Genomic DNA, 25,622 nt, shown 5'->3' on the forward strand with positions numbered 1-25,622 from the left:
GTCGGGCGGGCGGTGCGTCAGGAGGAGAGGATGCGGGGGCTCAGTGCGCCGCAGGGGACCAGTTCGACCTCGGCGCCCGCCTCGCGCAGGTCCGTGAGGACGAGTTCGTCGTACATGAGCAGACCCGTCTGCTCCGGCCAGACCACCGCCCACAGCCACAGCCCGCGCGCCTCGCCCGCGAACACGGCCCGGTCGTCGGGGGCACCCTTGACGTGCCACAGCGGGGTCGGCCGGCCGGCCGCGACGACCTTGGCGTGCGGCGGCGCGGAGACGTCCATGTAGGGGCCGGGGTCGGGTGCGTCGATCCCGGCGTACCGCGCGCCGAGGCCGACCCCGAGTTCCTCGGCGACGAGCACCAGCTCCCCCATTCCGCCGAGCGGCCCGGGACCCGAGCAGGCGACGGCGGTGGCGCGGCCCCCGCTGCGGTCGTCCCCCGCGGCGGCGACGCCGGTGAACAGCCACCCCACCGGCAGGGGCCACGGCATCCACACCGGTACGTGCGCCCGGTGCACTATGACGCCCAGGCCTTCGACGCTGGGCGGAATCACAGGCTGTAGGGGATGGACGGCGCCGTGCACCGCGCACTGCCAGGAGTCGGCGAAAAGACCGGGCGCTCGGACCCGGCCACCGCACTTCGGGCAACTCGGTTCGCCCCTCATAAGAAGCACGCTCCTCCCCGCCCGGCGCCCCGTCAAGGCACGCTCACCCGTCCGGATGCCATCCATCCGTACCCCGGGCGGCGGGAGCTCAGTCCAGTGCGACGGCCGTACGCAGAGGATCCCGCAGATCCGTGCCGCGCGCGAGCCAGCGTTCCTGGAGGGCGGCCGCGCCGTGCACCCGCTTCCAGGCGGCCTCGTTGGCCGTCATCGGGAGCAGCGGCAGGAACCGCACCGGCTCCAGCGGTTCGTCCAGTACGAGGTCCTCCACCAGCCCGCCCGGTTCGGCGACCAGGACCGAGCTGAACGGCGCGCCCTCCCACAGTGGTTCGCCCACGTCCAGCGAGGCGCCGGGCGCCACGACCAGCCCCTCGACCATCGGGGACGCGGCCAGCACGGCGAGCGGGCGCAGCAGCTTGTCGGTGGGCGCCAGCCCCGCCCGCACGGTCAGCACCAGCTCGGCGCGCGGGCCGCGCAGCGGGTCGGCGACCACGGCGGTCGGGTCGGTCATCGGGTGCGCGGACATGCCGAGGGTCGCGTACCGCACGAGGTCGCCCTCGGCGAAACGGAGTACCTCGATGCGGTCGGTGCCGAGGAAGGTGACGGCGGCGCGGGCGTCGGGTTCGCCGAACGCGGTGCGCAGCCGGGCCTCCACAAGGGCGAGAATTTCTGCCATGGAGCGAGCATAGAACTCGTATCCGGCGGGTAAAGGCGCGGTCCTGACCATCCGTCGGCTGATAGTGTTGACAGCTGGTCGGGACCGCACGCAGACGCGTTGTTTCCAGGGTCCGGGCGACAGGACGTCCCTCACGGGGGACCGGCCGGAGGAGGTGGGGCTGCGATGGATCGAAGTCGATCGTGCAGTACCAATCGCTCTTCCACTTCTATGCCGGGCGTTCCGCGCCCCCTGTGATCTTCCCCCGGTGACCTTCCGGGCGCCGGAAGGTCAGTAGAAGAGCGACGGCAGAACGTTTGTCCTCTCCGTCCTGTTTCCCTCCGTCTGCCCGGGGCTGACTGCCCGTGCGCAGCTACGGAGGGCCTCCCACCCGTACGGTCCGCAGCCGTGCGCGCGAAGGAGCCTGCCATGTCGATGCTGCCCTACCTCCGTGCCGCCGTCCGTCCGGCCCTGCGCCGGTCCACTCCCGCACAGCCCGGCTACGACACCACCCGTGACCCGTCCGCGAGCAGCGCGGTGGTCGACTGCGCCGTCTACCGTGACGGACGGCGCGAACCGCGCGAGCCCGGCACGGCGTGCCTGACGCCCCGTGAGGCGATCCGCCGGGTCCGCGAGGACGGCGGCTTCGCCTGGATCGGCCTGCACGAGCCCACCGAGGCGGAGTTCGCCGGGATCGCCGCCACCTTCGGGCTGCACCCGCTCGCCGTGGAGGACGCCGTGCACGCGCACCAGCGGCCGAAGCTGGAGCGCTACGACGACACCCTGTTCACCGTCTTCAAGACGATCCACTACGTCGAGCACACCGAACTGACCGCCACCAGCGAGGTCGTGGAGACCGGCGAGGTGATGTGCTTCACCGGCCCGGACTTCGTCATCACCGTCCGGCACGGTGGCCAGGGCTCCCTCAGGGGCCTGCGCCACCGCCTCCAGGACGACACCGAACTGCTGGCCCGGGGCCCTTCGGCGGTGCTGCACTCCCTCGCCGACCACGTCGTCGACGGCTACATCGCGGTCGCGGCGGCCGTGCAGGACGACATCGACGAGGTGGAGAGCGCGGTCTTCGCGGCGCCCGCCAAGGGCAGCGGCCGCGGCGGCGACGCGGGCCGCATCTACCAGCTCAAGCGCGAGGTGCTGGAGTTCAAGCGGGCGGTCTCCCCGCTGCTGCGGCCGATGGAACTGCTCAGCGAGCGCCCGATGCGGCTGGTGGACCCCGGCATCCAGAAGTACTTCCGCGACGTCGCCGACCACCTGGCGCGGGTGCACGAGCAGGTCGTCGGCTTCGACGAGCTGCTGAACTCGATCCTCCAGGCCAGCCTCGCGCAGGCGTCGGTCGCGCAGAACGAGGACATGCGCAAGATCACCTCGTGGGCGGCGATCATCGCGGTGCCGACGATGATCTGCGGCGTGTACGGGATGAACTTCGAGCACATGCCGGAGCTGCACTGGCGCTACGGCTATCCGATGGTGATGACCGCCATCGCGGGGGCCTGCCTCACCATCCACCGCGCCCTGCGCCGCAACGGCTGGCTGTAGCGGCCCCCGCGGGCCTGGCTACCCTGTGCGCATGACTCTCAGCGCGCTCGACCTGGCCCTCGTCGAGGAGGCCACCAAGAAGTCCGGGCTCATCTGGGTCCGGGGCTCCGGGGCCGACCGGGCCCTGTGGCACGCCTGGGTGGACGGCGCCGCCCACGTCGTGGGCGACGGCCCCGGCGAGCAGCCGTTCCCGGGGCTCGCGGACGGCGGTTCCGCCGAGGTGACGGTGCGCAGCAAGGACAAGGGCGGCCGGCTGGTCGCTTGGACGGCCACGGTCCGGGAGCTCGCTCCGGGCGGCGAGGCGTGGCAGGCGGCGGTCGCGGAGCTCAAGGGCAAGCGGCTGAACGCGCCTGACGCCGAGCGGATGACGGAGCGGTGGGCGCGGGAGTGCCGGCTGCTGCGGCTGGAGCCGGCAGCGGTACGGGACGCCCTGCCGGGCGGGTCGCTGGCCGCGCCCCCGCTGCCCACCCCGGCGATCACACGCCGGGAGATCCCGGCCGGGCTGCCGAAGCTCCTGCTCAAGCGGAAGAGGGCGGCCCGCTAGGAGCACGCCCTTCCGGGCCGGCCGGAGACGCGGGGCCGGGGCGCGACTGCCGGGTCGCGGGGCGGGTCGCCGGGGCACGGCTGCCGGTCGCGGGGCGGACGGCCCGGGCTCGGCGGGTCAGCCCCCAGTGGGGTCGGAGCCCTGACCGGAGCTCTTGCCCGGTGCGGGCGTGGCGCCGCTCGCGTCCTTGGTGGTGGGCAGCTGGGAACCGTAATCCACCGTCTGGTCCTGCGCGGGCGCGCTCAGCTGGAAGCTCTGGCCCCACTCCGCGAGTTCCACCCGCCCGGCGCCGCCCGCGCGTTCCATGAGGAGCGGGTACGGGGTCCCCTCCAGGGACACCGAGAGCCGCCCGCCCTTGCCGCCCGCCGCGAGGACCGGCACCACGCGGCCGTGCCCGACCTTGCCGTAGGGGGCTTTGGTGAGCTTGCCGTCGAGGCCGAGGAGCCCGTCGAGCAGGACGTGCATGTCGGTGAAGCCGCGGAACTGCTTGTACGTGGGGTCGCTCTGGGGCACCTTCACGAACTTGTCGCCGAGCTTCCCGGCCGAGTCGGACTTCCCCCAGAAGGCGGCGTTCGCCTTCAAGTACAGCTGCTCGCCGATGCGCAGCACCTGGAAGGTGTCCTGCTGGGACTTGACCTCGCCGGAACCGCCGTCGCCCTTGAGGCGCATGTCGAGGGTGAAGGTCTTGCCGCCGGTGACCACCGAGCCCGACAGGTGCACCGAGCTCGCCGCTGTGGCCGCCGCCTTCGCCTTCGCCTCGATCTGGTCGGCGGGCAGCTTGCCGACGCCGTTGGTGCCCTTGTCGGGGTCCTCGCTGCCGCCGCAGCCCGTGACGGTGACGGTGAGGCCCGCGCACAGCGCGCCGATGAAGGCGGCCCGGCGCAGGCGCGCGGCGGGGAAGTAGGCGGTCACGTGCGGGTGCCTCCCGGTCGGTCGTCTGGGGCAGCAGGCAGCGTACCCGCCCCTCCCGCGACGGCCGCGCCCGCGGGCGCCACCCCGGCCGCCCGGCCCCGTACGGACGCCGTCCGACGGCCCCACCAGGACGCCTTCCGGGCCCACGGGCTAGCCTGAGGCTCGGCAGGACTGTTGATCGACGGTCGGTACTCGTTCTAGGAGGCGCTCGGATGGCTGCTGGCGCCCCGCGGATCTTCGTTTCGCATCTGTCGGGGGTGCCCGTCTTCGACCCCAACGGCGACCAGGTGGGCCGGGTGCGCGACCTCGTCGCCATGCTGCGCGTCGGCGGGCGGCCCCCGCGGCTGCTGGGCCTGGTGGTCGAGGTGGTCAGCCGACGGCGGATCTTCCTGCCCATGACCCGGGTGACGGGCGTGGAGTCCGGGCAGGTCATCACGACCGGGGTCGTCAACATGCGGCGCTTCGAGCAGCGCCCCACCGAGCGGCTGATCCTCGGCGAGCTGCTGGACCGCCGGGTGAAGCTGGTGTCGACCGGCGAGGAGGTCACCGTCCTGGACGTGGCCATCCAGCAGCTGCCGGCCCGCCGCGACTGGGAGATCGACCGCATCTTCGTCCGCAAGGGCAAGAGCGGCGCGCTGCGCCGCCGCGGCGAGACCCTGACCGTCGAGTGGTCGGCGGTGACCGGGTTCTCCCTGGAGGAGGAGGGTCAGGGCGCCGAGAACCTGGTCGCCACCTTCGAGCAGATGCGCCCGGCGGACGTGGCGAACGTCCTGCACCACCTGACGCCGAAGCGGCGCGCCGAGGTGGCCAGCGCCCTGGACGACGACCGGCTCGCCGATGTCATGGAGGAGCTGCCGGAGGACGAGCAGGTGGAGATCCTCGGCAAGCTCAAGGAGGAGCGGGCGGCCGACGTCCTGGAGGCGATGGACCCGGACGACGCGGCGGACCTGCTGTCCGAGCTCCCCGAGGACGACAAGGAGCGGCTGCTGACGCTCATGAAGCCGGACGACGCGGCGGACGTGCGGCGCCTGATGTCGTACGAGGAGCGCACGGCGGGCGGTCTGATGACCACGGAGCCGATCGTGCTCCGCCCGGACGCGACGGTCGCGGACGCGCTGGCCCGGGTCCGGCAGTCGGACCTCTCCCCCGCGCTGGCGGCGCAGGTGTACGTGTGCCGGCCGCCGGACGAGACGCCGACGGGCAAGTACCTGGGGACGGTGCACTTCCAGCGGCTGCTGCGCGATCCGCCGTTCACCCTGATCAGCTCGATCGTGGACACGGACCTGCCGCCGCTGCGGCCGGACGCCTCGCTGCCGGTGGTCACCAGCTACCTGGCCGCGTACAACATGGTCGCGGTGCCCGTGGTGGACGAGAGCGGCTCGCTGCTGGGCGCGGTGACCGTGGACGACGTGCTCGACCACCTGCTGCCGGACGACTGGCGGGAGACGGACTTCCACTCCGAGGAGGCCGTACGTGGGCACTGAACGGCGGCGTGACCCGGCGCGCGAACGGCGCCGTGAGCAGACGCGCGTGCGGCGCGAGCTGGCGCGCGAGCACGCCCGCGAGTACGCGCGCGAACAGGGCCTGACGGGGCGGGAGGAAGAGATCACCGAGCGGCTGCGGGCCAAGACGGCCGCATCCGCGACCGGGGCGAGCGCGCTGACGCGCTCACCGCGGGCGCGGCTGGACCAGCCGCGCAGCGACCGGCGGCGGCTGCTGCCCGTGTACGACCCGGAGGCGTTCGGGCGGCTCTCGGAGCGGGTCGCCCGGTTCCTCGGCACGGGCCGCTTCATCGTCTGGATGACGATCGTCATCATCGCCTGGGTGCTGTGGAACGTCTTCGCGCCGGACCACCTGCGCTTCGACAAGTACCCCTTCATCTTCCTGACGCTGATGCTCTCCCTCCAGGCCTCGTACGCGGCCCCGCTGATCCTGCTCGCGCAGAACCGGCAGGACGACCGGGACCGGGTCAACCTGGAGCAGGACCGCAAACAGAACGAGCGCTCCATCGCCGACACGGAGTACCTGACGCGCGAGATCGCCTCGCTGCGGATGGGCCTCGGCGAGGTCGCGACGCGCGACTGGATCCGCTCGGAGTTCCAGGACCTGATCAAGGAGATGGACGAGCGGCGGCTGCTCCCGCCCGAACGTGACGAAGGCGACCGCTGACGGGCTTACCGGCGGCGTGCTACCGAGCCGTACCATCGGGGCATGGCTACCGACACAAGCTCCGCCGCTGCGCCTGGGCAGGACGCGATCCTGGACGCGCTGGCGACGGTGAACGACCCCGAGATCCACAAGCCGATCACCGACCTCGGCATGGTCAAATCGGTGGAGATCGGCGACGGCGGCGCGGTCGCGGTCACGGTCTACCTGACGGTGTCGGGCTGTCCCATGCGCGAGACCATCACCAAGAACGTCACCGAGGCCGTCGAGCGCGTCGAGGGCGTCACCTCCGTCGCGGTCACCCTCGACGTGATGAGCGACGAGCAGCGCAAGGACCTCGCCGCCACCCTGCGCGGCGGCACCGCCGAGCGGGAGGTGCCCTTCGCCAAGCCGGGTTCGCTGACCCGCGTGTACGCGGTCGCGTCCGGCAAGGGCGGCGTCGGCAAGTCCTCCGTCACCGTCAACCTGGCCGCGGCGATGGCTGCGGACGGCCTCAAGGTCGGCGTCGTGGACGCGGACATCTACGGCCACAGCGTGCCGCGCATGCTGGGCGTGGACGGCCGGCCCACCCAGGTCGAGAACATGATCATGCCGCCGTCGGCGCACGGCGTGAAGGTCATCTCCATCGGCATGTTCACCCCGGGCAACGCGCCGGTCGTCTGGCGCGGTCCGATGCTGCACCGGGCGCTCCAGCAGTTCCTCGCGGACGTCTTCTGGGGCGACCTGGACGTCCTGCTGCTCGACCTGCCGCCGGGCACGGGTGACATCGCGATCTCCGTGGCGCAGCTGGTGCCGAACGCCGAGATCCTGGTCGTGACCACGCCGCAGCAGGCCGCGGCCGAGGTCGCCGAGCGGGCCGGCTCGATCGCCGTGCAGACCCACCAGAAGATCGTCGGTGTCGTCGAGAACATGTCGGGCCTGCCCTGCCCGCACTGCGACGAGATGGTCGACGTGTTCGGCTCCGGCGGCGGCCAGAAGGTGGCCGACGGCCTCACGAAGACGGTCGGCGCGAGCGTGCCGGTGCTGGGCACCATCCCGATCGACGTGCGGCTGCGCGAGGGCGGCGACGACGGCAAGCCCGTCGTCCTGTCCGACCCCGACTCGCCGGCGGGTGCGGCGCTGCGCGCGATCGCCGGGAAGCTGGGCGGGCGCGCCCGCGGCCTGTCGGGCATGTCGCTGGGGATCACGCCGCGCAACAAGTTCTGAGGCGGGGCCGCGAGGCCGTATGCCGTAAGGCCCGAAGCAGTGGGGCCTTGAGGCGGTGAGACGTGTGGACGCGGCACCGCGGACTCCGGTCCGCGGTGCCGCTCGTCTTCCGCTCGTCTTCCGCGCGGCTACGCGTACGCGCCGAGGTCGGAGATGGCCGAGAAGCCGAGGCCGTACGCGCTCATCCCGCGCCCGTACGCGCCCAGGTGCACGCCCGCCCTGGTAGAGCCGGCGAGCACCCAGCCGAATTCGGACTCGCGGTAGTGGAAGGTGGTCGGCTCCCCGTCGACCGGCAGCGACAGCGTCGACCAGTCGGCGCCGTCGAGGTCGTCGGCGAGTTCCCAGGCCGCTTCGGTCTGCTGGTCGAGCCAGTCGTTGCGCAGGGTGTGGTCCATCTGGCCGGGCCAGCTGTACGCGAGCAGGCCCGAGCCGGCCAGCCAGGCGGCGGAGGCGACCGAGGTGGCCTCCAGGACGCCGGTGCCGTCGCCGCTGCGGCGCAGGGGGTTGCTCGCCACGGTGATCACCACCGCGAAGCGTTCCTTCTCTCCGGTGGCGATCTCGCCCCGGGCGGAGGGCTCGTCCCCGTGGCCGGTGGAGCCGTGTTCGACGGTGCCGTCGGCGGCCGCCCCCACCTGCATGAGCCAGCGGGGGCCGGTGAAGGCCCCGTCCAGCCCGTACCAGGGGAAGTCGGCCCTCAGGTAGCCGTCGACCGCCCGGCGGGCCGCCGGCTGGGGCGCGGGCTGCTCCTGGGACTGCGGTGCGGGGGGCCGCTCGGGCTCCGGGGTGGGTTGTGGTGCGGCGGCGGGGGCCTCGGCGGTGGCTTCCGCGGGCTGTGCCCCTACGCGGCTGCTGGTCGTCTCCATCTGGGCGCCTCTCGTTCCGTGGGGTCCGGAACGGCCCTCCCCTCGCTTCGCGGGGGGATCCCATCCTCGGGTGCCCTGCGTCCGGACAGATGGAGAGAATAGCCATCCGGTCCCGGATCACCGGGCAGGCAGTGGCCCGGCACGGCCTACGTGGCGTCGGCGTCGAAAGGCGTGCGCTGTTCGGCGGCGGGCGCGGCGGGCTTCTTGAGCAGGTCCGGACCGGTGCCGGCGACGGGCGTGGCGGCGGCCGCGGAGGCGGCCGGGCCGGGCTGCGTGTCCTTGCCGTTGACGGCGTCCGTGACCTCGCTCAGCTCCTTGCGGAGGTCGAAGCTGGTGCGGATCTCCCGGAGGTCCTCGTTCTCCGCCAGATGCTTGCGGATGAAGGTCTTGGGGTTGAGGTCCTCGAACTCGAAGTCCTTGAACTCCGGGCCCAGTTCGGAGCGGATGTCCTGCTTGGCGCTGTCCGAGAACGACCGGATCTTGCGGATGACCCCGCTGACGTCCTGGATCACCTTCGGCAGCTTGTCCGGGCCGAAGACGAGGATGGCGAGCACCACGATCGTGACCACTTCGAGTGCGCCTATGTCGTTGAACACCTTGCCGCTCCTCGGCTCTTTCCACGTCCGGCCCCACAACGGTACCCGGCCCCGCCCCGATGCCCCTACGTCAGGAGGCCCCCGATCGCGTCGGGCGGCCCCCCGGGTCCTGCTTTCGGCCCCGTGCGCCGTGTCCCGGCGCCCCGGCGGTCACGATCCGGCGGACGAGCCGAGGACCACCTCCAGCGTGTGCTCCTGGCCCGCGCGCAGCACCGTGAGGCCCAGCGCGTCACCGGGGCGGTGGGCGCGGATCTTGATGATCAGCTCGTCACCGCCGTGCACGCGCTGTCCGTCCACCTTGGTGATCACGTCGCCCGCCTTGATCCCGGCCCGGGCGCCCGGGCCGCCCGCGACGACCGACGGCTTGCCGTCCTCGCCCTTGGTCCCGACCCGCGCTCCGTCGCCGGTGTACTGCATGTCCAGGGTGACGCCGATGACGGGGTGCGTGGCGCGGCCGGTGCGGATCAGTTCCTCGGCCACCCGCTTGCCCTGGTTGACGGGGATGGCGAAGCCGAGGCCGATGCTGCCGCTCTGGCGGGCGCCCTCGTCCCCGTCCTGGGCCTTGTCCGCGCCGCGGATGGCGCTGTTGATGCCGATCACGTGGGCCTGCGAGTCCAGGAGCGGGCCGCCGGAGTTCCCGGGGTTGATGGGGGCGTCCGTCTGGAGGGCGTCGACGTAGCTGACGTCGCTGCCGTCGCCCTTGTCTCCGCCGGCGGTGATGGGGCGCCCGGTGGCGCTGATGATCCCGGCGGTGACGGTGTTGGAGAGGTCGAACGGCGCGCCGATGGCCACCACCGGGTCGCCGACCCGCACGCTCTCGGAGTTGCCGAGGGCCAGTGGGCGCAGCCCCCGTACTCCGCTGACCTTGACCACGGCCAGGTCGTAGCCGCCGTCGCGGCCCACCAGTTCGGCGGGAACACTGTCGCCCGTACTGAAAGTGACCGTTATGTCCTTGGCGTCGGCGACGACGTGGTTGTTGGTGAGGATGTGGCCCTCGCCGTCGAGTACGAAGCCGGTACCCGTACTGCCGCTGCCGCCGGCGCTGCTGACGTGCAGGGTGACCACGCCGGGCAGGGCGGTGGCGGCGATCCCGGCCACGCTCTCGGGGGCGCGGCCCTTGTGGTCGGCGGCGGCCTGCGGGAGTTGGAGGCGGGTGTTGCCGCGGCGTTCCGTGAGGACGCCGACGTAGCCGCCGATGCCTCCGGCGAGGAGCGCCGTGATGACGCCGACGGCCACGAGCTGCCACATCCGCGGCCCGGGGCGGGGGGCCCGCCCCGGATCGGCCGGCTGCAAGGGGACGGCCGCCCACGGGTCGTAGCGGGGCCCGGCGGCCGGTACGGGCGCCTGCTCCCGCCCGGCGGCCGGTACGGGCGCCTGCTCCCGCCCGGCGGCCGGTACGGATGCCTGCTGCGGCTCGGCCGAGCGCGCCGCCGGCACCTCCGCTCGGCCCTCGGGGCGGCTCCACCAGCGGGGCGCCGCCGGGACCGGATCGGTGTGCTGGCTGTCGGACATGGGCGCTCCCCCGCGGCTGGCGGACTTCCACAAGCTGTCGCACCGCCGGACGGCGCCACTGGCGCCGATTCAACCAGGTCCGCCCTCGGCCCGACGCCTGCGGCCCCGCCGTCAGTGCGCCAGGGACACGGCCGGTCGGGCCGAGACCGGCGCGGAGGGGTTCAGCACCCCCCTGGGCGCGAAGGTGGGCAGCACACCGGCGCTCGGGAGCCGGTCGCGGACCACCGCGTCGGTCAGCGGCACGTACGGCTCGGGCCGCGCGGCGGGAGCCTCGCCCCGCGAGCCGCCCGGCTCGACGGGATCCAGCGGCAGGGCGCCGCCCAGCGCGAGCGCGGCGAGCGAGACCGCGCCGGCCGCGACGAACGCGAACCGGCGTCTGGGGCGGCCCGGCTCGTGGGCGCGGCCGACCTCATGGATACGGAGCGCTTCGCGCGGCGCGGCCGGAGCCACGTACCCGAAGGTCGCCGTGGGGGCGCCGCCACCCGGCGCCCCGGAGGAAGGGCCCCCGGGATCACCACCGGGCAGGCCCTGCAGCCGGGCGAGCAGCCCCGCGGACAGCGGCGGGGGCGCGCTCTCCACGAACATGGTCTTGAGCCGGCGCTGGGCGTCGGCTTCGGCCTTGCACTTGGGACAGGTCGCCAGATGCGCGAGCACCCGCTCGCGGGCGTCGTGGCTCAGCTCCCCGTCGACCAGGGCGGCGAGACGGTCGCCCAGGTGCTGTTCGGCGGGGGAAGGTCGTTCTCCGCTCACTCGGTTCCGCCCTCTCCCCCGGCGCCGGGGGCGCCCACCGCCGCGCCCGCCAGCGCGCGCTGCTCCGCGCGGGCCTCGGGAGACCGGTGCTTGAGCGCCTTGCGCAGGTGCGAGCGGCCTCGGTGGATACGGCTGCGCACGGTGCCGAGCTTCACGCCGAGCGTCGCGGCGATCTCCTCGTACGACAGGCCCTCGATGTCGCAGAGCACGACGGCCGCGCGGAACTCGGGCGCGAGGGTGTCCAGCGCCTGCTGCACGTCCGCGTCGAAGTGGGTGTCGTGGAGCACCTGCTGGGGGGACGGCTCACGGCTGGGCAGCCGCTCGGCGGCGTCGTCGGCGAGCGCGTCGAACCGGATCCGCTGCTTGCGGCGGACCATGTCCAGGAAGAGGTTGGTGGTGATGCGGTGCAGCCAGCCCTCGAACGTGCCGGGCGTGTACGTGGACAGCGAGCGGAAGACGCGGACGAAGACCTCCTGCGTCAGGTCCTCGGCGTCGTGCTGGTTGCCCGTCAGGCGGTAGGCGAGGCGGTAGACCCGCGCGCTGTGCGTGCTGACGATCTCCTCCCAGGAGGGAGGCGTCCACGGCTGCGGTCCCGCTTCGGCGGCAAAGGTCGCGGTGGTTGCGGTGTCGGCGGTGTGGAAGCGGTCAGCAGTCTCGGTCACGGATTTCGGCTCACCTGCCGACCAGAAGAGACGTCGGAATACGCCTCCACGATCCGTAGGCGCAGCCGCACCTCCCCTATCGGCTCTGGTGGTGTCCAGTGGAGCCCCTACCATAGCCACCCCTCCCGTCAGCTCCGGATAAGTATTTTTGCAGTAACTTTGCACGAGTCTTATGGGTCCGCGGGCTCCCCGATTGCCGATCTGCCCTCCGCCGTCCCCTCTATCCCGCATGCGTCCCGCGTCTACTCCTCCCAACGCCCGGTCCCATCTGCGGGTTCCCGACGTCAACGGATACAGTCACCGTTGCGCCAACTATGGGGACAGGAGAGGGTCATTAGCGGCAACCGGCAGACGAGCTGGGCGTTCGCCGACGCGTTTGTCGCCGAGGACGACGCTCTGCGATGGGCCCGCGACCGGTCCAGGGAAGCGGGGCTGCGCTCCGTCTCCCCGGGCACCGGGGCCGCGCTGCGCCTGCTGGCCGCGACCGCCGACGCCAAGGCGGTGGCGGAGATCGGCACCGGGACCGGGGTCTCCGGCATCCACCTCCTGTACGGGATGCGCCCGGACGGGGTGCTGACCACCGTCGACCCGGAGCCGGACCGGCAGGCGTTCGCCCGCCAGGCCTTCCGTGCCGCCGGCTTCGCGGGCAACCGGGCCCGCTTCATCCCGGGCCGCGCCCTGGACGTACTGCCGCGGCTCGCCGACGGCGGCTACGACCTCGTCTTCTGCGACGGGGACCCCACCGAGTCCCTCGACTACCTCGCCGAATCGTTGCGGCTGCTGCGGCCGGGCGGCCTGGTGTGCTTCGAAGGCGTCTTCTCCGACGGCCGCACCGTCGACTCCGCCGCCCAGCCGGTGGAGGTGCTCCGGGTCCGCGAGCTGCTGCGCAGCGTGCGCGAGAGCCCGGCCCTGGAGGCCGCGCTGCTCCCGGTGGGTGACGGCCTGCTGTGCGCGGTCCGCCGCTGACCCGCGGCCCGTGGGCGGGTACGACACCGCCCCGGCCGCACGAGGCGGCCGGGGCGGTGTGGAGTCTCGTCAGGCGAAGTGCCTGTCAGCGTCCTCGGGGGATCAGCCGACGACCTTCTTCAGGGCGTCACCCAGGGCGTCCGCCTCGTCCGGAGTCAGCTCGACGACGAGCCGACCGCCGCCTTCGAGCGGTACGCGCATGACGATGCCTCGCCCCTCCTTGGTGACCTCGAGCGGGCCGTCGCCCGTCCGCGGCTTCATGGCCGCCATGCTCGTTCCCCTTCCTGAAACCAGCTCATCGTCGCCGACGGCCCCATTCAGGCGCCTAGTACCCGGCATCGAACACATTGCTTCCCAGCCATTATCCCGCATGTCAGCACCCGATGACCAACATCGGCGGGGAACGCTTGTGCAACGCGCTTGACCAAAACCACTCATTTCGGGGATCCGCCTGCGATACTTCGCCGCTGCGCCCGGCGGGCGGCCCCCTCCTTCTTTGACGCACATCACATGCCCGGTGCGCGCCCGGTCCGCCATGCTGGCCCTTGCACCGGCCGGTACCGGCCGGTAGCCAAGCCCGCGACGAAGGGGGACCCCCGCCATGGCCGACAGCGTGCTCTACGAAGTGACCGACGGACTCGCCACCATCACGATCAACCGTCCCGACGCGATGAACGCGATGAACACGGAGGCCAAGGTCGCCCTGCGCGACGCGGTCCGGGCGGCCGCGGCCGATCCGCAGGTACGGGCGGTCCTGCTCACGGCGGCCGGGAACCGGGCCTTCTGCGTCGGCCAGGACCTCAAGGAGCACATCGGAAACCTCGCGGCCGACCGCGACAGCGGCTCCTCGCTGACGATGAGCACGGTCGCCGAGCACTACAACCCGATCGTGCGGGCCCTGACGGAGATGCCCAAGCCCGTGGTGGCGGGCGTGAACGGGGTCGCGGCGGGGGCCGGCTTCGGATTCGCGCTCGCGGCGGACTTCCGGGTCGTGGCCGACACGGCGTCCTTCAACACCTCCTTCGCCGGGGTGGCGCTGACCGCCGACTCGGGCGTCTCCTGGACCCTGCCGCGGCTGATCGGCGCCTCCCGCGCCTCGGACCTGCTGCTGTTCCCGCGCTCGGTCAAGGCGCAGGAGGCGTACGAGCTCGGCATCGCGAACCGCGTCGTCCCGTCGGAGGCGCTGGCCGCGGAGGCGGAGTCGGTGGCGCGGACCCTCGCCTCGGGCCCGACCGTCGCCTACGCGGCCCTCAAGGAGTCCCTCGCCTACGGGGCGTCCCACTCGCTGGCGGAGGCCCTGGCCCACGAGGACGTGCTCCAGACCCGCGCGGGCGCCTCCGCGGACCACGCCATCGCGGTCGAGGCGTTCCTCGCGAAGCAGCCCCCGAAGTACCTGGGCCGCTGACGCGGGCGTCCGGGCGGCCGCCGTCGGCCGCCCGGACGGTCAGGTCAGGTCAGGTCAGGTCAGGTCGCTTACGTCACGTCACGTGCCGGAAACCGCAGGCCGCGAGGTGGTCGTCGACCAGGCCGCAGGCCTGCATCAGTGCGTACGCCGTCGTCGGCCCGACGAAGCGGATACCCGCCTTCTTGAGCGCCTTGGCGAGCGCCGTGGACTGCGGGGTCACCGCCGGGACGTCCGCGAGCGTCTTGGGCGCCTTGCCCGGCTCGGGGGCGTGCGACCAGATCAGCGCCTCCAACTCGCCCGGCGCCCACTGCGCGAGCACCTTCGCGTTCGCGAGCGTCGCCTCGATCTTCATCCGGTTGCGGATGATCCCGGCGTCCAGCATCAGCCGCTCCGCGTCGCTCCCGTCGAACCGCGCGACCTCCTCGATCCGGAAGTCGGCGAAGGCCTTCCGGAAGCCCTCGCGCCGCCGCAGGATCGTGATCCAGGACAGCCCCGACTGGAACGCCTCCAGGCACAGCCGCTCGTACAGCGCGTCGTCCCCGTGGACCGGGCGGCCCCACTCCGTGTCGTGGTAGGCGATGTACTCCGGCGCCGACAGCGCCCACGGGCAGCGCAGGATCCCGTCCGGGCCGGCCGTCGCCGGAGCGCCGCTCACCGGTCCTCCTTCGTGAGGTCGACGCGGCCGTGGGCCGAGACGGCGGCGGTCAGCTCCGCGATCCGCGCGTCCCGCTCGGCCAGCTCGGCCGCCAGCCGGTCCAGTACGTCGTCCACCTCGGCCATCCGGTAGCCGCGCGGCGCGACCGGCAGCCGCAGGGCGTCGATGTCGGCCCGTACCACCGGCCGGGATTCCGGCAGGGAGTCGGCCACCCGGTCCGGCTCCGCCTCGGGCAGCACGGCCTGCGAACCTCCGCCGACCACCGCGAGGGTGACCGCGGCGACGACCACGACCAGCGCGATCAGCAAGAACCAGAACACGATCAACTCCCCTGAGAGACTCCGGCCACCAGGTTAAGGTCGCAGGCGAGGCGCGAGGGCCGCCGAAGGAGGAAAGACCAGGATGCTGCGACTGGGCAGGCGCGAGTTCGACACCCACGAGCCGGTGATCATGGCCATCGTGAACCGGACCCCGGACTCCTTCTACGACCAGGGCGCAACGTTCCACGACGAGCCCGCGCTGGAGCGGGTCGCGCAGGCGGTGGCCGAGGGAGCGGCGATCATCGACATCGGCGGGGTCAAGGCGGGCCCCGGCGAGCACGTCGACGCGGCCGAGGAGGCCCGCCGTACGGTCGGCTTCGTGGCCGAGGTGCGCCGCCGCCACCCCGAGGTGGTGATCAGTGTGGACACCTGGCGGCACGAGGTCGGCGAAGCGGTGTGCGAGGCCGGCGCCGACGTCCTGAACGACGCGTGGGGCGGGGTCGACCCCAAGCTGGCAGAGGTCGCGGCCCGTTACGGCGCCGGGCTGGTCTGCACCCACGCGGGCGGGGTCGAGCCGCGTACCCGGCCGCACCGGATCGCGTACGACGACGTGATGGCGGACGTCCTGCGGGTCACGGTCGGCCTCGCCGAGCGGGCCGCCGCGCTCGGCGTGCGCCGCGACGCCATCATGATCGACCCGGGTCACGACTTCGGGAAGAACACCCGCCACTCCCTGGAGGCGACCCGGCGGCTCGGCGAGATGACCGCTACGGGCTGGCCGGTGCTGGTGTCGCTGTCCAACAAGGACTTCGTCGGCGAGACCCTCGACAAGCCGGTGAAGGAACGTCTGCTCGGCACCCTCGCCACCACGGCCGTCTCGGCCTGGCTCGGCGCGCAGGTCTACCGCGTGCACGAGGTCGCCGAGACCCGGCAGGTCCTCGACATGGTGGCGTCCATCCAGGGCCACCGGCCCCCGGCGGTCGCCCGCCGGGGACTCGCCTGAGCGGCCATGCGGCCGGATCCGGCGTCCGGGGCGGCTAGTCGCCCGCCTCCCGGGCGGCCTCTTCGGTCGCGGCGCGGGCGGCGCGTTCGTTCGTACCCTCGCCGACCTCCTTGCTGACCAGCGTCACGGCCTCCTCCACGTCGTCCGTCACGTGGAAGAGGCACAGGTCGTACTCGGACGCCTTGCCCTGCGCGATGACGGTGTTCCGGAGCCAGTCGACCAGTCCGCCCCAGTACTCCGTGCCGAAGAGCACGATCGGGAAGCGGGTGATCTTCTGCGTCTGGACCAGGGTCAGCGCCTCGAACATCTCGTCCAGCGTGCCGAGCCCGCCGGGCAGCACCACGAAGCCCTGGCTGTACTTCACGAACATCGTCTTGCGCACGAAGAAGTACCGGAAGTTCAGCCCCAGGTCGACGTGCTGGTTCAGCCCCTGCTCGAAGGGCAGCTCGATGCCCAGCCCGACCGAGATCCCGCCCGCCTCCCGGGCGCCCTTGTTGGCCGCCTCCATCGCGCCCGGGCCGCCGCCGGTGATGACGGCGAAGCCGGCGTCGACGAGCGCGTGCCCGATCCGCACGCCCGCCTCGTACTCCGGCGAGTCCTCCGGGGTGCGGGCCGATCCGAACACGCTGATCGCCGGCGGCAGCTCCGCCAGCGTGCCGAACCCCTCGATGAACTCCGACTGGATGCGCAGGACCCGCCAGGGATCGGTGTGCACCCACTCGGAGGGCCCGGCGGAGTCCAGCAGCCGCTGGTCCGTCGTACTTCCCGCCTGCACCTGGCTCCGCCTGCGCAGCACCGGCCCGAGCTGCTGCTCCTCGGGCCGACGAGCGGAACGTTCGGGGTTGCCCATGATGTGCTCCCTCCAGCTGATCGTTCGATCAGGTTAGGCGCACGAAGGTGACGGCAAGCGGAATTCAGGAGGTCAGCCAGGCGCGGAGTCGCTCCTCGCAGTGCAGGATCGCCTTCGTCTCGACCCGCTCGTCGACCTTGTGCGCCAGCAGCGCGTCGCCCGGCCCGTAGTTGACCGCCGGGACGCCCAGCGCGCTGAACCGGGCCACGTCCGTCCAGCCGAACTTGGGCATGGCGCGTCCGCCGACCGCCTCCATGAAGGCCGCGGCCGCCGGGTGGGACAGGCCCGGGAGGGCGCCGCCGGAGAAGTCGTCGACCACGAACTCGGCGATGTCGCAGCCTTCGAAGACCTCCTTCACGTGCGCCAGCGCCTCTTCCTTGCTCCGGTCCGGCGCATAGCGGAAGTTGACCGTCACCGTGCAGGAGTCCGGGATGACGTTGTTGGCGACGCCGCCCTCGATGCGCACCGCGTTGAGGCCCTCGTGGTACTCCAGGCCGTCGATGACCGGCCTGCGCGCCTCGTACGCCGCGAGCCGCGCGAGGATCGGGGCCGCGCCGTGGATGGCGTTGGAGCCCATCCAGCTGCGCGCGGAGTGGGCGCGCTCGCCGGCGGTGCGCAGCAGCACGCGCAGGGTGCCCTGGCAGCCGCCCTCGACCTCGGCGTTCGACGGCTCCAGCAGGACCGCGAAGTCGCCGCGCAGCCAGTCGGGGTGGGCCTCGGCGACCTTGCCGAGACCGTTGAGGTCGGCGGCCACCTCCTCCTGGTCGTAGAACACGAAGGTGAGGTCCCGGTTGGGCCGGGGCACGGTCGCCGCGATGCGCAGCTGGACGGCTACGCCGGACTTCATGTCCGTGGTGCCGCAGCCCCACAGGACGTCGTTCTCGTCCAGGCGGGAGGGCACGTTGTCGGCGATCGGGACCGTGTCGAGGTGGCCGGCGAGCACGACGCGCTCGGCGCGGCCGAGGTTCGTGCGGGCCACGACGTTGTTCCCGAAGCGGTCGACCGTCAGGTGCGGCAGGCCGCGCAGCGCGTGCTCCACGAGGTCGGCGAGGACCTTCTCGTCGCCGCTCACGGAAGGGATGTCGACGAGCCGGGCGGTCAGCTCGGCAGCGTCCAGGGTGAGGTCCAGCTCGGATTCGGACATGAGCCGACCCTAACGCGCGGGCGGTGGGGCGGCCCGGCCGGTCCGGCGGGTGGACGGGTCCGGCGAGGGCCCGGTGATCATGTCGCGCGGCTCAAGTACGGTGGGCCGCGTGTCCCCCACCGATCACCCCAGCCCGCGCCGCCGCCGACCGCTGCTCAAGGTCGCCGGTCTGCTCGTTCTGCTCGCGCTCGGCGGCTACCTCGTCGTGCAGTACGAGTCCAACGGCGGTGGTGGCGCCCCGCACTGCACGGCCGGCGCGCCCGGGGAGCAGGGCGGCAGCGGTACGTACGAGATGTCGCCGGAGCAGGCCGGGAACGCGGCGACGATAGCCGCCGTCGGCGTGGCGAAGGGCGTCCCGGACCGGGCGGTCACCATCGCGCTGGCCACCGCCATGCAGGAGTCAGGGCTGCGCAACCTCGACCACGGCGACCGGGACTCGCTCGGGCTGTTCCAGCAGCGTCCCTCGCAGGGGTGGGGCACGCCGCAGGAGATCCGCGACCCGGTGTACGCGGCGGGGATCTTCTACGACCGGCTGCTGGAGGTGAGGGGCTGGGCGCAGCTGCCGCTGACGGAGGCCGCGCAGGAGGTGCAGCTCAGCGGTTTCCCGCAGGCGTACGCGAAGCACGAGCCGAACGCGACCGTCCTGACGGCGGCCTTCGCGGGTGGCGGTTCCGTCATCTGCGGCGGGCCGGCGCCCACCGGGCCCGGACGGCCGGAGCAGGTGCGGGCGGAGTTGGTGCGGATCTTCGGCAAGCAGGTGCGGGTGGACGCCGCCGGCGCACCCGCCCCCGCGAAGGAGGGCGCGGGCGCCCCGGAGGCGGAGATCACCGTCGGGCAGCCGCAGGGCTCCGCCGAAGCGGCGTTCCGGCGCGCGCGGGTGGTGGCGTACTGGGCGGTGGCGCACTCCGGCGACATGGGCATCGCCCGGGTCTCGTACGCCTCCCGGGGCTGGACGGCGGGCGAGGCGCAGGGCAAGTGGCAGCAGGAGCGCGCCGCGTCCACGCGGCCCGGTGCGCCGCAGCCGCGCACCACGCAGGCGGACGAGGTACGGATCTTCGTGCACCGCTGATCCCCGCTGTGAACCGCCCCCCGGCCCGGATACCGCTCGGGTGTGCGGCACGTCCCCCGCCCGGGGGTGACCGGCGCGGGGGCGCCCGGGGGCGCGGACGGGGCGGAAGGCCTGGTCGGCGCGCGTCCGATGCGGTTGTCGCGGAACCCGATTAAACGATGCGTTACCGATCCTTTACCCACCGGGTCCGCAACTTGGGCCGCCCCGGGAGCGGTTGTACCGGCGTACTCAGCCGCTACCGCTTAGGAGCATCATGTCCCTCCCCCTGACCCGTCGGATCGCCCGTGCCGCGCTGCTTCTCGCAGCCGGGACAGCTCCCGTGGTCGGTGCGGCCGGCGCGGCGAGCGCCGCGGGCCTGGAGTCCGTGCCGCAGCTGGGCGCGCTCACCTCTCCGGACGCCGCCACCGCCACCGTGGGCGACGCCGCCGGTGACGCCACCGCCACGGCCACGGGCACCGCGGCGAAGGCCGCCCCCGCCCAGCTGACCGAGGCGGCCGGCCCGCTGCTGGCCGGCCTGCCGACCTCGGGCCTGCCGACCTCGGCCCTCCCCGCGGCGCCCACCTCGGGGCTGCCCGCCGCGCCGGAGCTGCCGCTGAACGCCGTGCCGCTGGGCGGTCTCGGCCACTGACCCGCCGCCGCGGGAACGCCGAGGGGCCGGGAGTGCGCACTCCCGGCCCCTCGGGCTGTTCCGGCCCGGATCCGGACCTGGTGGTCCGGTTCCGGGCCTTTGCCTACGCGCCGAGCCGCTTGACGGCGGCCTCGACCCGCTCGTCGGTGGCGGTGAAGGCGACGCGGACGAAGTTCGCGCCCGCCTCTCCGTAGAAGTCGCCCGGCGCGACCAGGATGCCCAGCCCGGCGAGGTAGGCCACCGTCTGCCAGCAGGGCTCGTCGCGGGTCGCCCACAGGTACAGGCTGGCCTCGCTGTGCTCGATGCGGAAGCCGTGGGCCTCCAGGGCCCCGCGCAGCGCCTCGCGGCGGGCGGCGTAGCGCCCCCGCTGCTCCTCCACGTGCGCGTCGTCGCCCAGCGCCGCGACGACGGCGGCCTGGACCGGCGCCGGGGTCATCATGCCGCCGTGCTTGCGGATCTCCAGCAGCTCGCCGAGCACGTCCGCGTCACCGGCGATGAACGCCGCCCGGTAGCCCGCCAGGTTGGACCGCTTGGACAGCGAGTGGACGGCGACGATGCCCTCGTAGGAGCCGCCGCACACCTCGTCGTGCAGGACGGAGACGGGGTCGGCCTCCCAGCCCAGCTCCAGGTAGCACTCGTCGCTGAAGACGAGGATCCCGTGCTCGCGCGCCCAGGCCACGATCCGGATCAGCTCTTCCTTCGGAAGGACCCGGCCGGTGGGGTTGGAGGGGGAGTTGAGCCACAGCAGCTTCACGCCCGCCGGGTCGAGCTCGGTCGGGTCGTCGTAGACCACCGGCTCCGCTCCGCACAGCCGCGCGCCGACCTCGTAGGTCGGGTAGGCGAGGCGGGGGTAGGCGACCTTGTCGCCGGCGCCCAGCCCCAGCTGGGTCGGCAGCCACGCCACGAGCTCCTTGGAGCCGACCACCGGCAGGACGTTGCGGTGCCCGGCGGCGCTCGCCCCGAGGCGCCCGCGCAGCCAGCCCGTGATCGCGTCGCGCAGTGCGGCCGTCCCCCACACCGTCGGGTAGCCCGGGGAGTCGGCGGCGGCGACGAGCGCGCTGCGGATCAGCTCGGGCACCGGGTCGACGGGAGTGCCGACCGACAGGTCGACGATGCCGTCCGCGTGGGCGGCCGCCGTCGCCTTGTACGGCTCCAGCTTGTCCCAGGGGAAGGCGGGAAGACGGGCGGAAACTGCGGCCACGGTGCTCTCTGCTCTCTGCTCGCTACTTGTCCTGCTGCCTGCCGGCTGCTGACGGCTGCCTGCCCGCGGCAGGTCCGCGCCACCGGCCCGTGTACGGACCGCGGCGCGCGAAACGGCTCGGTCCCGCGCGGCACGGGGCCGTACGGGACCGAAGCTCACCGCGCCGGGGCGACGGCCGTCAGTGGCCCTCGCCCATCGGCGGCAGCGCTGCGATGAAGGGGTGGTCCCGCTCGATCAGGCCGAGCTTCGAGGCGCCACCGGGCGAACCGAGCTCGTCGAAGAACTCGACGTTCGCCTTGTAGTAGTCCTTCCACTCCTCCGGGGTGTCGTCCTCGTAGAAGATGGCCTCGACCGGGCAGACCGGCTCACACGCACCACAGTCGACGCATTCGTCCGGGTGGATGTACAAGGACCGCTGGCCCTCGTAGATGCAGTCGACGGGGCACTCTTCGATGCATGCCTTGTCCTTGACGTCGACACAAGGCTCCGCGATGACGTAGGTCACGCTCTCGTTCCTCCTCGGTAGGGCTTTCCATATCGCGCGGGAGCGCGGCGTCGTCGATGCCCACGCCTAGTATCTCCGTTCCCGGGCACGATCCGAACAGGAGGGGCGGACAGAGCTGTGGAAATCACTGCCGGTGGACTGCTGGAGATTCGTATTACCCCGGCTGACGTGGGTAAACGGGTTTCTGTGCGACGGGTGGAGGCGGACCGGAGCGAGCTCCCCTCGTTCATGGACACGGTCGGGGTTCTCACATCCTGGACCGGGGGTGTGCTCACGATCACACGCAAGGACGGGCGGTCCGTCCACATCGCGGAATCGACGCTGGTAGCAGGCAAGATCGTCCCTCCGGCGCCCGCCCGGCGCAAGGGGCCTAAAGCGTCTTTCGAGGAGTTGTCCCGGGTCACCGCACGGGCCTGGCAGGCGCTGGAGAACGAGCCGCTGGGCGAGTGGACCTTGCGGGCGGCCGCGGGATTCACCCGGCGGGCCAACTCCGCCCTCGCGCTGGGTGACCCCGGGATACCCCTGGGCGAAGCACTCGCGCGAGTGACCTCCTGGTACGCGGAACGTCGCCTTCCGGCGTACGTGCAGGCCGCGACCGGCGCGCTCGGCACCCAGGAGCGGCTGTGCGCGGAGCTGGAGCGCCGGGGCTGGGTGAACGAGGTCTCGGCGGAGGTCCGCACCGCGGCGCTGGCCCCGATCGCGGACGTGGAGGCCGCCGCCGCGTGCGCGGTACGGCTGACCCGCGCGCCCGACGAGGAGTGGCTCGGGCGGTACGGGCGGGTCGACGACCCCGAGGTGGCCCGGAGGGTGCTGGTCGCCGGGCCCTCGGTGTGGTTCGCGACGCTGCCCGGACGGGCGATCGGGCGCGTGGTCGTGGACGGCCGCTGGGCCGGGTTCGCGGCGGTCGAGGTCGATCCCGCTCAGCGGCGCGGGGGCCTCGCGACGGCGGTGATGACGGCGCTGGCCCGGCGGGCGCTGGACGAGGGCGCCTCGGCGGCATGGCTCCAGGTGGAGGCCGGCAACGCGGGGGCGCGGGCCCTGTACGACGGGATGGGCTTCGCGACGCACCATTCCTACCACCACTTCCGGGCGGCGGCGTGAGCGCCGAAGGGCGGGCCCGGTTCGCCGCAGAGGCCCGCTCGGAGCGGCCGGACCTAGCGCTGCTGTGCCTGCTGCTGGCGACCGAGGCGGACCCGGAGCTGGACGAACGGGCCATGGACCGGGCGCAGATCGAGCTGGACCGGCTCGCGGGGATGCTGCCGTACGGGCTGCAGGGCGGGGCGGCGTGGGCGTCCGCGGTGGCGGAACTGCTGGGCGGCCGGCTCGGTTTCCACGGCACTCCGGCTGACTACGACCGGCTGTCGTCCTCGCTGCTGCACGAGGTGCTGCTGCGCCGCCGGGGCCTGCCGATCCTGCTGTCCGTCGTGTGGCTGGAGGTGGCGCGGCGCGCGGGTGCTCCCGTGTACGGGCTGGGGCTGCCGGGCCACTTCGTGGTGGGTTTCGGGGATCCGGAGGAGGGGGTCGTGGTGGACCCGTTCGCGGGCGGCGCCCCGCTCGGGGCGGGTCCGGCGGAGCCGGCGGGCGGGCCGCGGACGCCGGCCCGGACGCTGGACATCGTGCTGCGGATCCTGAACAACATCCGGGCCTGGGCCGCCACCCGGCCCGAGCAGTCGGGGGTCGCGCTGTGGGCGCTGGACCTGTCGCTGCTCCTGCCCTCCCACCCGGCTTCGCTGCGGTACGAGCGGGCCCGGGTGCTGGTGGAGCGGGGGCAGTTCGTGGCGGGCGCGGCGGAGCTGGAAGCGTACGCGGAGGTGGTCGGCGCCGTGGACGCGGCTGCGGCGGCCCGCGTCCGCGCGGAGGCCCTCTCGGCCCGCGCACTGCTGAACTGACCCGCCGCACCGGCCGTCCGCGCTCCGGCGGCTGCTACAGCCAGCCCTTCTCGCGGGCCACGCGGACGGCTTCGGCGCGGTTGCGGGCGGCCAGCTTCTGGATCGCCGTCGAGAGGTAGTTGCGCACGGTGCCCTGCGACAGGTGCAGCCGGGCCGCGAGTTCCGCGTTGGTCGCGCCGAACTCCGCCGCGCGCAGCACCTCCCGCTCGCGGTCGGTCAGCGGGTTCGCCCCTTCGGCGAGGGCTGCCGCCGCCAGGGTCGGGTCGATGACGCGCTCGCCCGTGAGGACCTTGCGCACCGCCTCCGCCAACTGTGCGGCCGGGGCGTCCTTCACGAGGAACGCCGACGCCCCCGCCTCCATCGCCCCGCGGAGGTAGCCGGGGCGGCCGAAGGTGGTCAGGATGACGATCCGCAGGTCCGGCAGGGCGTCCCGCAGGACGGCGGCCGCCTCGATGCCGGTCATGCCCGGCATCTCGATGTCGAGCAGCGCCACGTTCACGTCGTGTGCGCGGGCCGCCGGAAGCACCTCGTCCCCGCGGGCGACTTGGGCCAGCACCTCGATGTCCGGCTCCAGGCCGAGCAGCGCGGCGAGGGCCTCACGAACCATGGACTGGTCCTCGGCGAGGAGGATCCGGATGGGCCGTGGCGTCATGATTCAGATCCTAGTGCTGTGGCCGGGAAGGTTTGCCGGGTCGCGGTGTTCGGTGCGGCGCATCGCAAGGCGGAGGGCCGCGGCTCGTACTGGACGTACCTCCGTGGTCCGACAACGCGGAGAGGTGCCGTGCCGGGCGCCGCGACCCGGTTGACCTTTCCGGTCACAGCACCAGGGGGACGCGGGCCAGCAGCCGGAAGCCGGTCCTGCCCACCGGGCCCGCCTCCAGGGTGCCGCCCACGGCCTGCAGGCGCTCCGTCAGGCCGGTCAGGCCGTTGCCGGGGACTGCCGCGCCGCCCGCGCCGTCGTCGAAGACGGTCAGTTCGACCATCTTGCCGGCGAGGGTCTGGCGGACGCCGAGGGTGATCGTGCAGCGTTTGGCGCCGCTGTGCCGTACCGCGTTCGTCACCGCCTCGCGCAATGACCACGCGAGCGCCGATTCCACCTCCTGCGGGAGGTCGTCCGGGACGTCCGTGGGCAGGTCGGCGAGGACGCCCGCCGCGGTCAGGGCGGTGCGCGCCCCGGCCAGTTCGCCCGGCAGGGTCGGCCGCCGGTAGCCGCTCACCGCTTCCCGTACGTCGACCAGCGCCTGCCGGCTGACCTGCTCGATGTCGGCCACCTGCTGGGCGGCGAGCTCGGGGCGGTCCGGCAGCATCCGGCCCGCCAGTTCGCTCTTGAGCGTGATCAGCGACAGCGAGTGCCCGAGCAGGTCGTGCAGGTCCCGGGCCATCCGCAGGCGTTCCTCGTTGGCCGCGAGCTGCGCCACGGTCGCCCGGGCCTCGCGCAGTTCGATGGTGGTACGGATCATCGCGCGGATGCCGACCATCGCGTAGCCGCCCATCACGGCCGGGATCAGCAGGCCGGCCAGGTACGCGTCGCCGCCCGGCACCGCGAGGGACGTCGCCGTCAGCAGCGCGGTCGCGGCCGGCACCGTCCAGCGGGAGATGCCTCCCGGCAGGGCGGCGCCGGAGGAGATGGAGACGTAGACGAAGAGGACGAGCCACTCGCGGCCCAGGCTCAGCGACAGGATCGTCGCCTGGGCGGAGAGGGCGGCGACCGAGATCAGCAGCCAGCGCACCTCGCTCTCCCGGGCGGTGCGGAAGACCAGGGCCAGGTACCAGGCGACGAAGGCCGCGAGGCCCAGGCCGCCGAGCAGCCGGGCCTGCAGGCTGTGTCCGCCGCTGACCAGATCGGTGACGGGGGCGCTGAGGTAGAACAGCCACAGGCTGATCCACATCGACTTGACGATCTTGTGGCGCCGGGTCTCGGGGCGCATGCCCACCCTCGGGCCGGCGTCCACGCCCGTCATGCTGTCGTTC

Annotated in this window: 28 protein-coding genes and 1 pseudogene; 12 read left to right on the plus strand and 17 right to left on the minus strand. The window is 73.1% G+C overall.

What is annotated here, in order from left to right; genetic code table 11:
- Window positions 1-17: 17 nt before the first annotated feature.
- Complete coding sequence (locus tag ACIA6C_RS07400) at window positions 18-659, minus strand: DUF6758 family protein (RefSeq protein ID WP_329198040.1); 642 nt, start codon at window positions 657-659, stop codon at window positions 18-20.
- 88 nt (window positions 660-747) lie between these two features.
- Window positions 748-1,332 (minus strand): suppressor of fused domain protein, encoded by a 585-nt coding sequence (locus tag ACIA6C_RS07405; RefSeq protein ID WP_190183294.1) that lies wholly within the window; start codon window positions 1,330-1,332, stop codon window positions 748-750.
- A 408-nt stretch (window positions 1,333-1,740) separates the two neighbouring features.
- On the opposite strand from ACIA6C_RS07405, the gene ACIA6C_RS07410 reads away from it, so the two are divergent.
- Both ACIA6C_RS07410 and ACIA6C_RS07415 read left to right on the plus strand, forming a co-directional pair.
- A complete protein-coding gene (locus ACIA6C_RS07410) occupies window positions 1,741-2,865 on the plus strand; it encodes a magnesium and cobalt transport protein CorA (protein ID WP_399273534.1) in 1,125 nt (374 codons plus the stop codon).
- Between the two features lie 31 nt (window positions 2,866-2,896).
- Complete coding sequence (locus ACIA6C_RS07415; RefSeq protein ID WP_399273536.1) at window positions 2,897-3,409, plus strand: hypothetical protein; 513 nt, start codon at window positions 2,897-2,899, stop codon at window positions 3,407-3,409.
- A 117-nt stretch (window positions 3,410-3,526) separates the two neighbouring features.
- On the opposite strand, the gene ACIA6C_RS07420 is transcribed toward ACIA6C_RS07415, so the two are convergent.
- Window positions 3,527-4,321 (minus strand): hypothetical protein, encoded by a 795-nt coding sequence (locus tag ACIA6C_RS07420; protein ID WP_399273538.1) that lies wholly within the window; start codon window positions 4,319-4,321, stop codon window positions 3,527-3,529.
- Window positions 4,322-4,533: 212 nt separating this feature from the next.
- Between ACIA6C_RS07420 and ACIA6C_RS07425 the strand changes: the two genes are divergently transcribed.
- The 3 genes from ACIA6C_RS07425 to ACIA6C_RS07435 all read left to right on the plus strand — a co-directional run bounded on the left by ACIA6C_RS07425 (window position 4,534) and on the right by ACIA6C_RS07435 (window position 7,693).
- Complete coding sequence (locus ACIA6C_RS07425; protein ID WP_361129023.1) at window positions 4,534-5,805, plus strand: magnesium transporter MgtE N-terminal domain-containing protein; 1,272 nt, start codon at window positions 4,534-4,536, stop codon at window positions 5,803-5,805.
- Between the two features lie 133 nt (window positions 5,806-5,938).
- The gene (locus tag ACIA6C_RS07430) at window positions 5,939-6,490 is read left to right on the plus strand and encodes a DUF1003 domain-containing protein (protein ID WP_229873538.1); all 552 of its coding nucleotides are present in this window, start codon (window positions 5,939-5,941) and stop codon (window positions 6,488-6,490) included.
- Between the two features lie 87 nt (window positions 6,491-6,577).
- Window positions 6,578-7,693, plus strand: a complete 1,116-nt coding sequence (locus tag ACIA6C_RS07435) for a P-loop NTPase (RefSeq protein WP_361129808.1) — start codon at window positions 6,578-6,580, stop codon at window positions 7,691-7,693.
- A gap of 128 nt (window positions 7,694-7,821) precedes the next feature.
- Here ACIA6C_RS07435 and ACIA6C_RS07440 read toward each other — a convergent pair whose 3' ends face one another.
- The 5 genes from ACIA6C_RS07440 to sigE form a co-directional block, all read right to left on the minus strand.
- Window positions 7,822-8,556: a hypothetical protein gene (locus ACIA6C_RS07440; RefSeq protein WP_361129026.1), complete on the minus strand. Its 735-nt coding sequence runs from the start codon at window positions 8,554-8,556 to the stop codon at window positions 7,822-7,824.
- A 146-nt stretch (window positions 8,557-8,702) separates the two neighbouring features.
- Window positions 8,703-9,152 carry a sec-independent translocase gene (locus tag ACIA6C_RS07445; RefSeq protein WP_399273540.1) on the minus strand — a complete coding sequence of 150 codons (450 nt, stop codon included), beginning with the start codon at window positions 9,150-9,152 and terminating at the stop codon, window positions 8,703-8,705.
- 150 nt (window positions 9,153-9,302) lie between these two features.
- Entirely contained in the window at window positions 9,303-10,664 is a 1,362-nt protein-coding gene (locus ACIA6C_RS07450; protein WP_399273542.1) for a trypsin-like peptidase domain-containing protein, read from the minus strand.
- 111 nt (window positions 10,665-10,775) lie between these two features.
- Window positions 10,776-11,414 carry an anti-sigma factor family protein gene (locus tag ACIA6C_RS07455; protein ID WP_399273544.1) on the minus strand — a complete coding sequence of 213 codons (639 nt, stop codon included), beginning with the start codon at window positions 11,412-11,414 and terminating at the stop codon, window positions 10,776-10,778.
- Entirely contained in the window at window positions 11,411-12,190 is a 780-nt protein-coding gene (gene sigE / locus ACIA6C_RS07460; RefSeq protein WP_361129034.1) for an RNA polymerase sigma factor SigE, read from the minus strand. Before sigE ends, ACIA6C_RS07455 begins: the two co-directional genes overlap by 4 nt.
- 189 nt (window positions 12,191-12,379) lie before the next feature.
- Here sigE and ACIA6C_RS07465 point away from each other — a divergent pair, with 189 nt between their 5' ends.
- Window positions 12,380-13,042, plus strand: coding sequence for a class I SAM-dependent methyltransferase (locus ACIA6C_RS07465; protein ID WP_329198019.1), 663 nt, complete (start codon window positions 12,380-12,382; stop codon window positions 13,040-13,042).
- Between the two features lie 102 nt (window positions 13,043-13,144).
- Here the strand turns inward: ACIA6C_RS07465 and ACIA6C_RS07470 are convergent, their stop codons facing one another.
- Window positions 13,145-13,312: a DUF3117 domain-containing protein gene (locus ACIA6C_RS07470; protein WP_003966491.1), complete on the minus strand. Its 168-nt coding sequence runs from the start codon at window positions 13,310-13,312 to the stop codon at window positions 13,145-13,147.
- Window positions 13,313-13,643: 331 nt separating this feature from the next.
- On the opposite strand from ACIA6C_RS07470, the gene ACIA6C_RS07475 reads away from it, so the two are divergent.
- Window positions 13,644-14,447, plus strand: coding sequence for an enoyl-CoA hydratase/isomerase family protein (locus tag ACIA6C_RS07475; protein ID WP_399273547.1), 804 nt, complete (start codon window positions 13,644-13,646; stop codon window positions 14,445-14,447).
- Between the two features lie 73 nt (window positions 14,448-14,520).
- Here ACIA6C_RS07475 and ACIA6C_RS07480 read toward each other — a convergent pair whose 3' ends face one another.
- Both ACIA6C_RS07480 and ACIA6C_RS07485 read right to left on the minus strand, forming a co-directional pair.
- Entirely contained in the window at window positions 14,521-15,102 is a 582-nt protein-coding gene (locus tag ACIA6C_RS07480) for a DNA-3-methyladenine glycosylase I (RefSeq protein ID WP_361129040.1), read from the minus strand.
- Entirely contained in the window at window positions 15,099-15,422 is a 324-nt protein-coding gene (locus tag ACIA6C_RS07485; RefSeq protein ID WP_399273549.1) for a DivIVA domain-containing protein, read from the minus strand. Before ACIA6C_RS07485 ends, ACIA6C_RS07480 begins: the two co-directional genes overlap by 4 nt.
- Window positions 15,423-15,504: 82 nt before the next feature.
- Here ACIA6C_RS07485 and folP point away from each other — a divergent pair, with 82 nt between their 5' ends.
- Complete coding sequence (gene folP / locus ACIA6C_RS07490) at window positions 15,505-16,365, plus strand: dihydropteroate synthase (protein ID WP_361129043.1); 861 nt, start codon at window positions 15,505-15,507, stop codon at window positions 16,363-16,365.
- A 100-nt stretch (window positions 16,366-16,465) separates the two neighbouring features.
- Here folP and ACIA6C_RS07495 read toward each other — a convergent pair.
- Window positions 16,466-17,215: pseudogene (locus ACIA6C_RS07495) on the minus strand (TIGR00730 family Rossman fold protein); the annotation flags it as partial.
- 64 nt (window positions 17,216-17,279) lie between these two features.
- Entirely contained in the window at window positions 17,280-18,359 is a 1,080-nt protein-coding gene (gene dapE / locus ACIA6C_RS07500) for a succinyl-diaminopimelate desuccinylase (protein WP_361129046.1), read from the minus strand.
- Between the two features lie 109 nt (window positions 18,360-18,468).
- Here dapE and ACIA6C_RS07505 point away from each other — a divergent pair, with 109 nt between their 5' ends.
- Together ACIA6C_RS07505 and ACIA6C_RS07510 are read left to right on the plus strand one after the other, a co-directional pair.
- A complete protein-coding gene (locus tag ACIA6C_RS07505; protein ID WP_399273552.1) occupies window positions 18,469-19,428 on the plus strand; it encodes a hypothetical protein in 960 nt (319 codons plus the stop codon).
- A 253-nt stretch (window positions 19,429-19,681) separates the two neighbouring features.
- Window positions 19,682-20,056, plus strand: a complete 375-nt coding sequence (locus ACIA6C_RS07510) for an ATP-binding protein (RefSeq protein ID WP_399273554.1) — start codon at window positions 19,682-19,684, stop codon at window positions 20,054-20,056.
- A gap of 103 nt (window positions 20,057-20,159) precedes the next feature.
- On the opposite strand, the gene dapC is transcribed toward ACIA6C_RS07510, so the two are convergent.
- Both dapC and fdxA read right to left on the minus strand, forming a co-directional pair.
- On the minus strand, window positions 20,160-21,257 hold the full coding sequence (dapC, locus tag ACIA6C_RS07515) for a succinyldiaminopimelate transaminase (RefSeq protein WP_361129055.1): 1,098 nt from the start codon (window positions 21,255-21,257) through the stop codon (window positions 20,160-20,162).
- A 178-nt stretch (window positions 21,258-21,435) separates the two neighbouring features.
- Window positions 21,436-21,762, minus strand: coding sequence for a ferredoxin (fdxA, locus tag ACIA6C_RS07520; protein ID WP_030291119.1), 327 nt, complete (start codon window positions 21,760-21,762; stop codon window positions 21,436-21,438).
- A 117-nt stretch (window positions 21,763-21,879) separates the two neighbouring features.
- Here fdxA and ACIA6C_RS07525 point away from each other — a divergent pair, with 117 nt between their 5' ends.
- Entirely contained in the window at window positions 21,880-22,863 is a 984-nt protein-coding gene (locus tag ACIA6C_RS07525) for a GNAT family N-acetyltransferase (RefSeq protein ID WP_399273556.1), read from the plus strand.
- A complete protein-coding gene (locus tag ACIA6C_RS07530) occupies window positions 22,761-23,651 on the plus strand; it encodes a transglutaminase-like domain-containing protein (protein WP_399273558.1) in 891 nt (296 codons plus the stop codon). Before ACIA6C_RS07525 ends, ACIA6C_RS07530 begins: the two co-directional genes overlap by 103 nt.
- Before the next feature lie 34 nt (window positions 23,652-23,685).
- Here ACIA6C_RS07530 and ACIA6C_RS07535 read toward each other — a convergent pair whose 3' ends face one another.
- A complete protein-coding gene (locus tag ACIA6C_RS07535; RefSeq protein WP_361129063.1) occupies window positions 23,686-24,303 on the minus strand; it encodes a response regulator transcription factor in 618 nt (205 codons plus the stop codon).
- Between the two features lie 163 nt (window positions 24,304-24,466).
- Complete coding sequence (locus ACIA6C_RS07540; RefSeq protein WP_399274520.1) at window positions 24,467-25,612, minus strand: sensor histidine kinase; 1,146 nt, start codon at window positions 25,610-25,612, stop codon at window positions 24,467-24,469.
- Window positions 25,613-25,622 lie beyond the last annotated feature (10 nt).

The sequence above is a fragment of the Streptomyces sp. NPDC051578 genome, from assembly GCF_044454045.1.
In the GTDB taxonomy this organism is placed as follows: Bacteria; Actinomycetota; Actinomycetes; order Streptomycetales; family Streptomycetaceae; genus Streptomyces.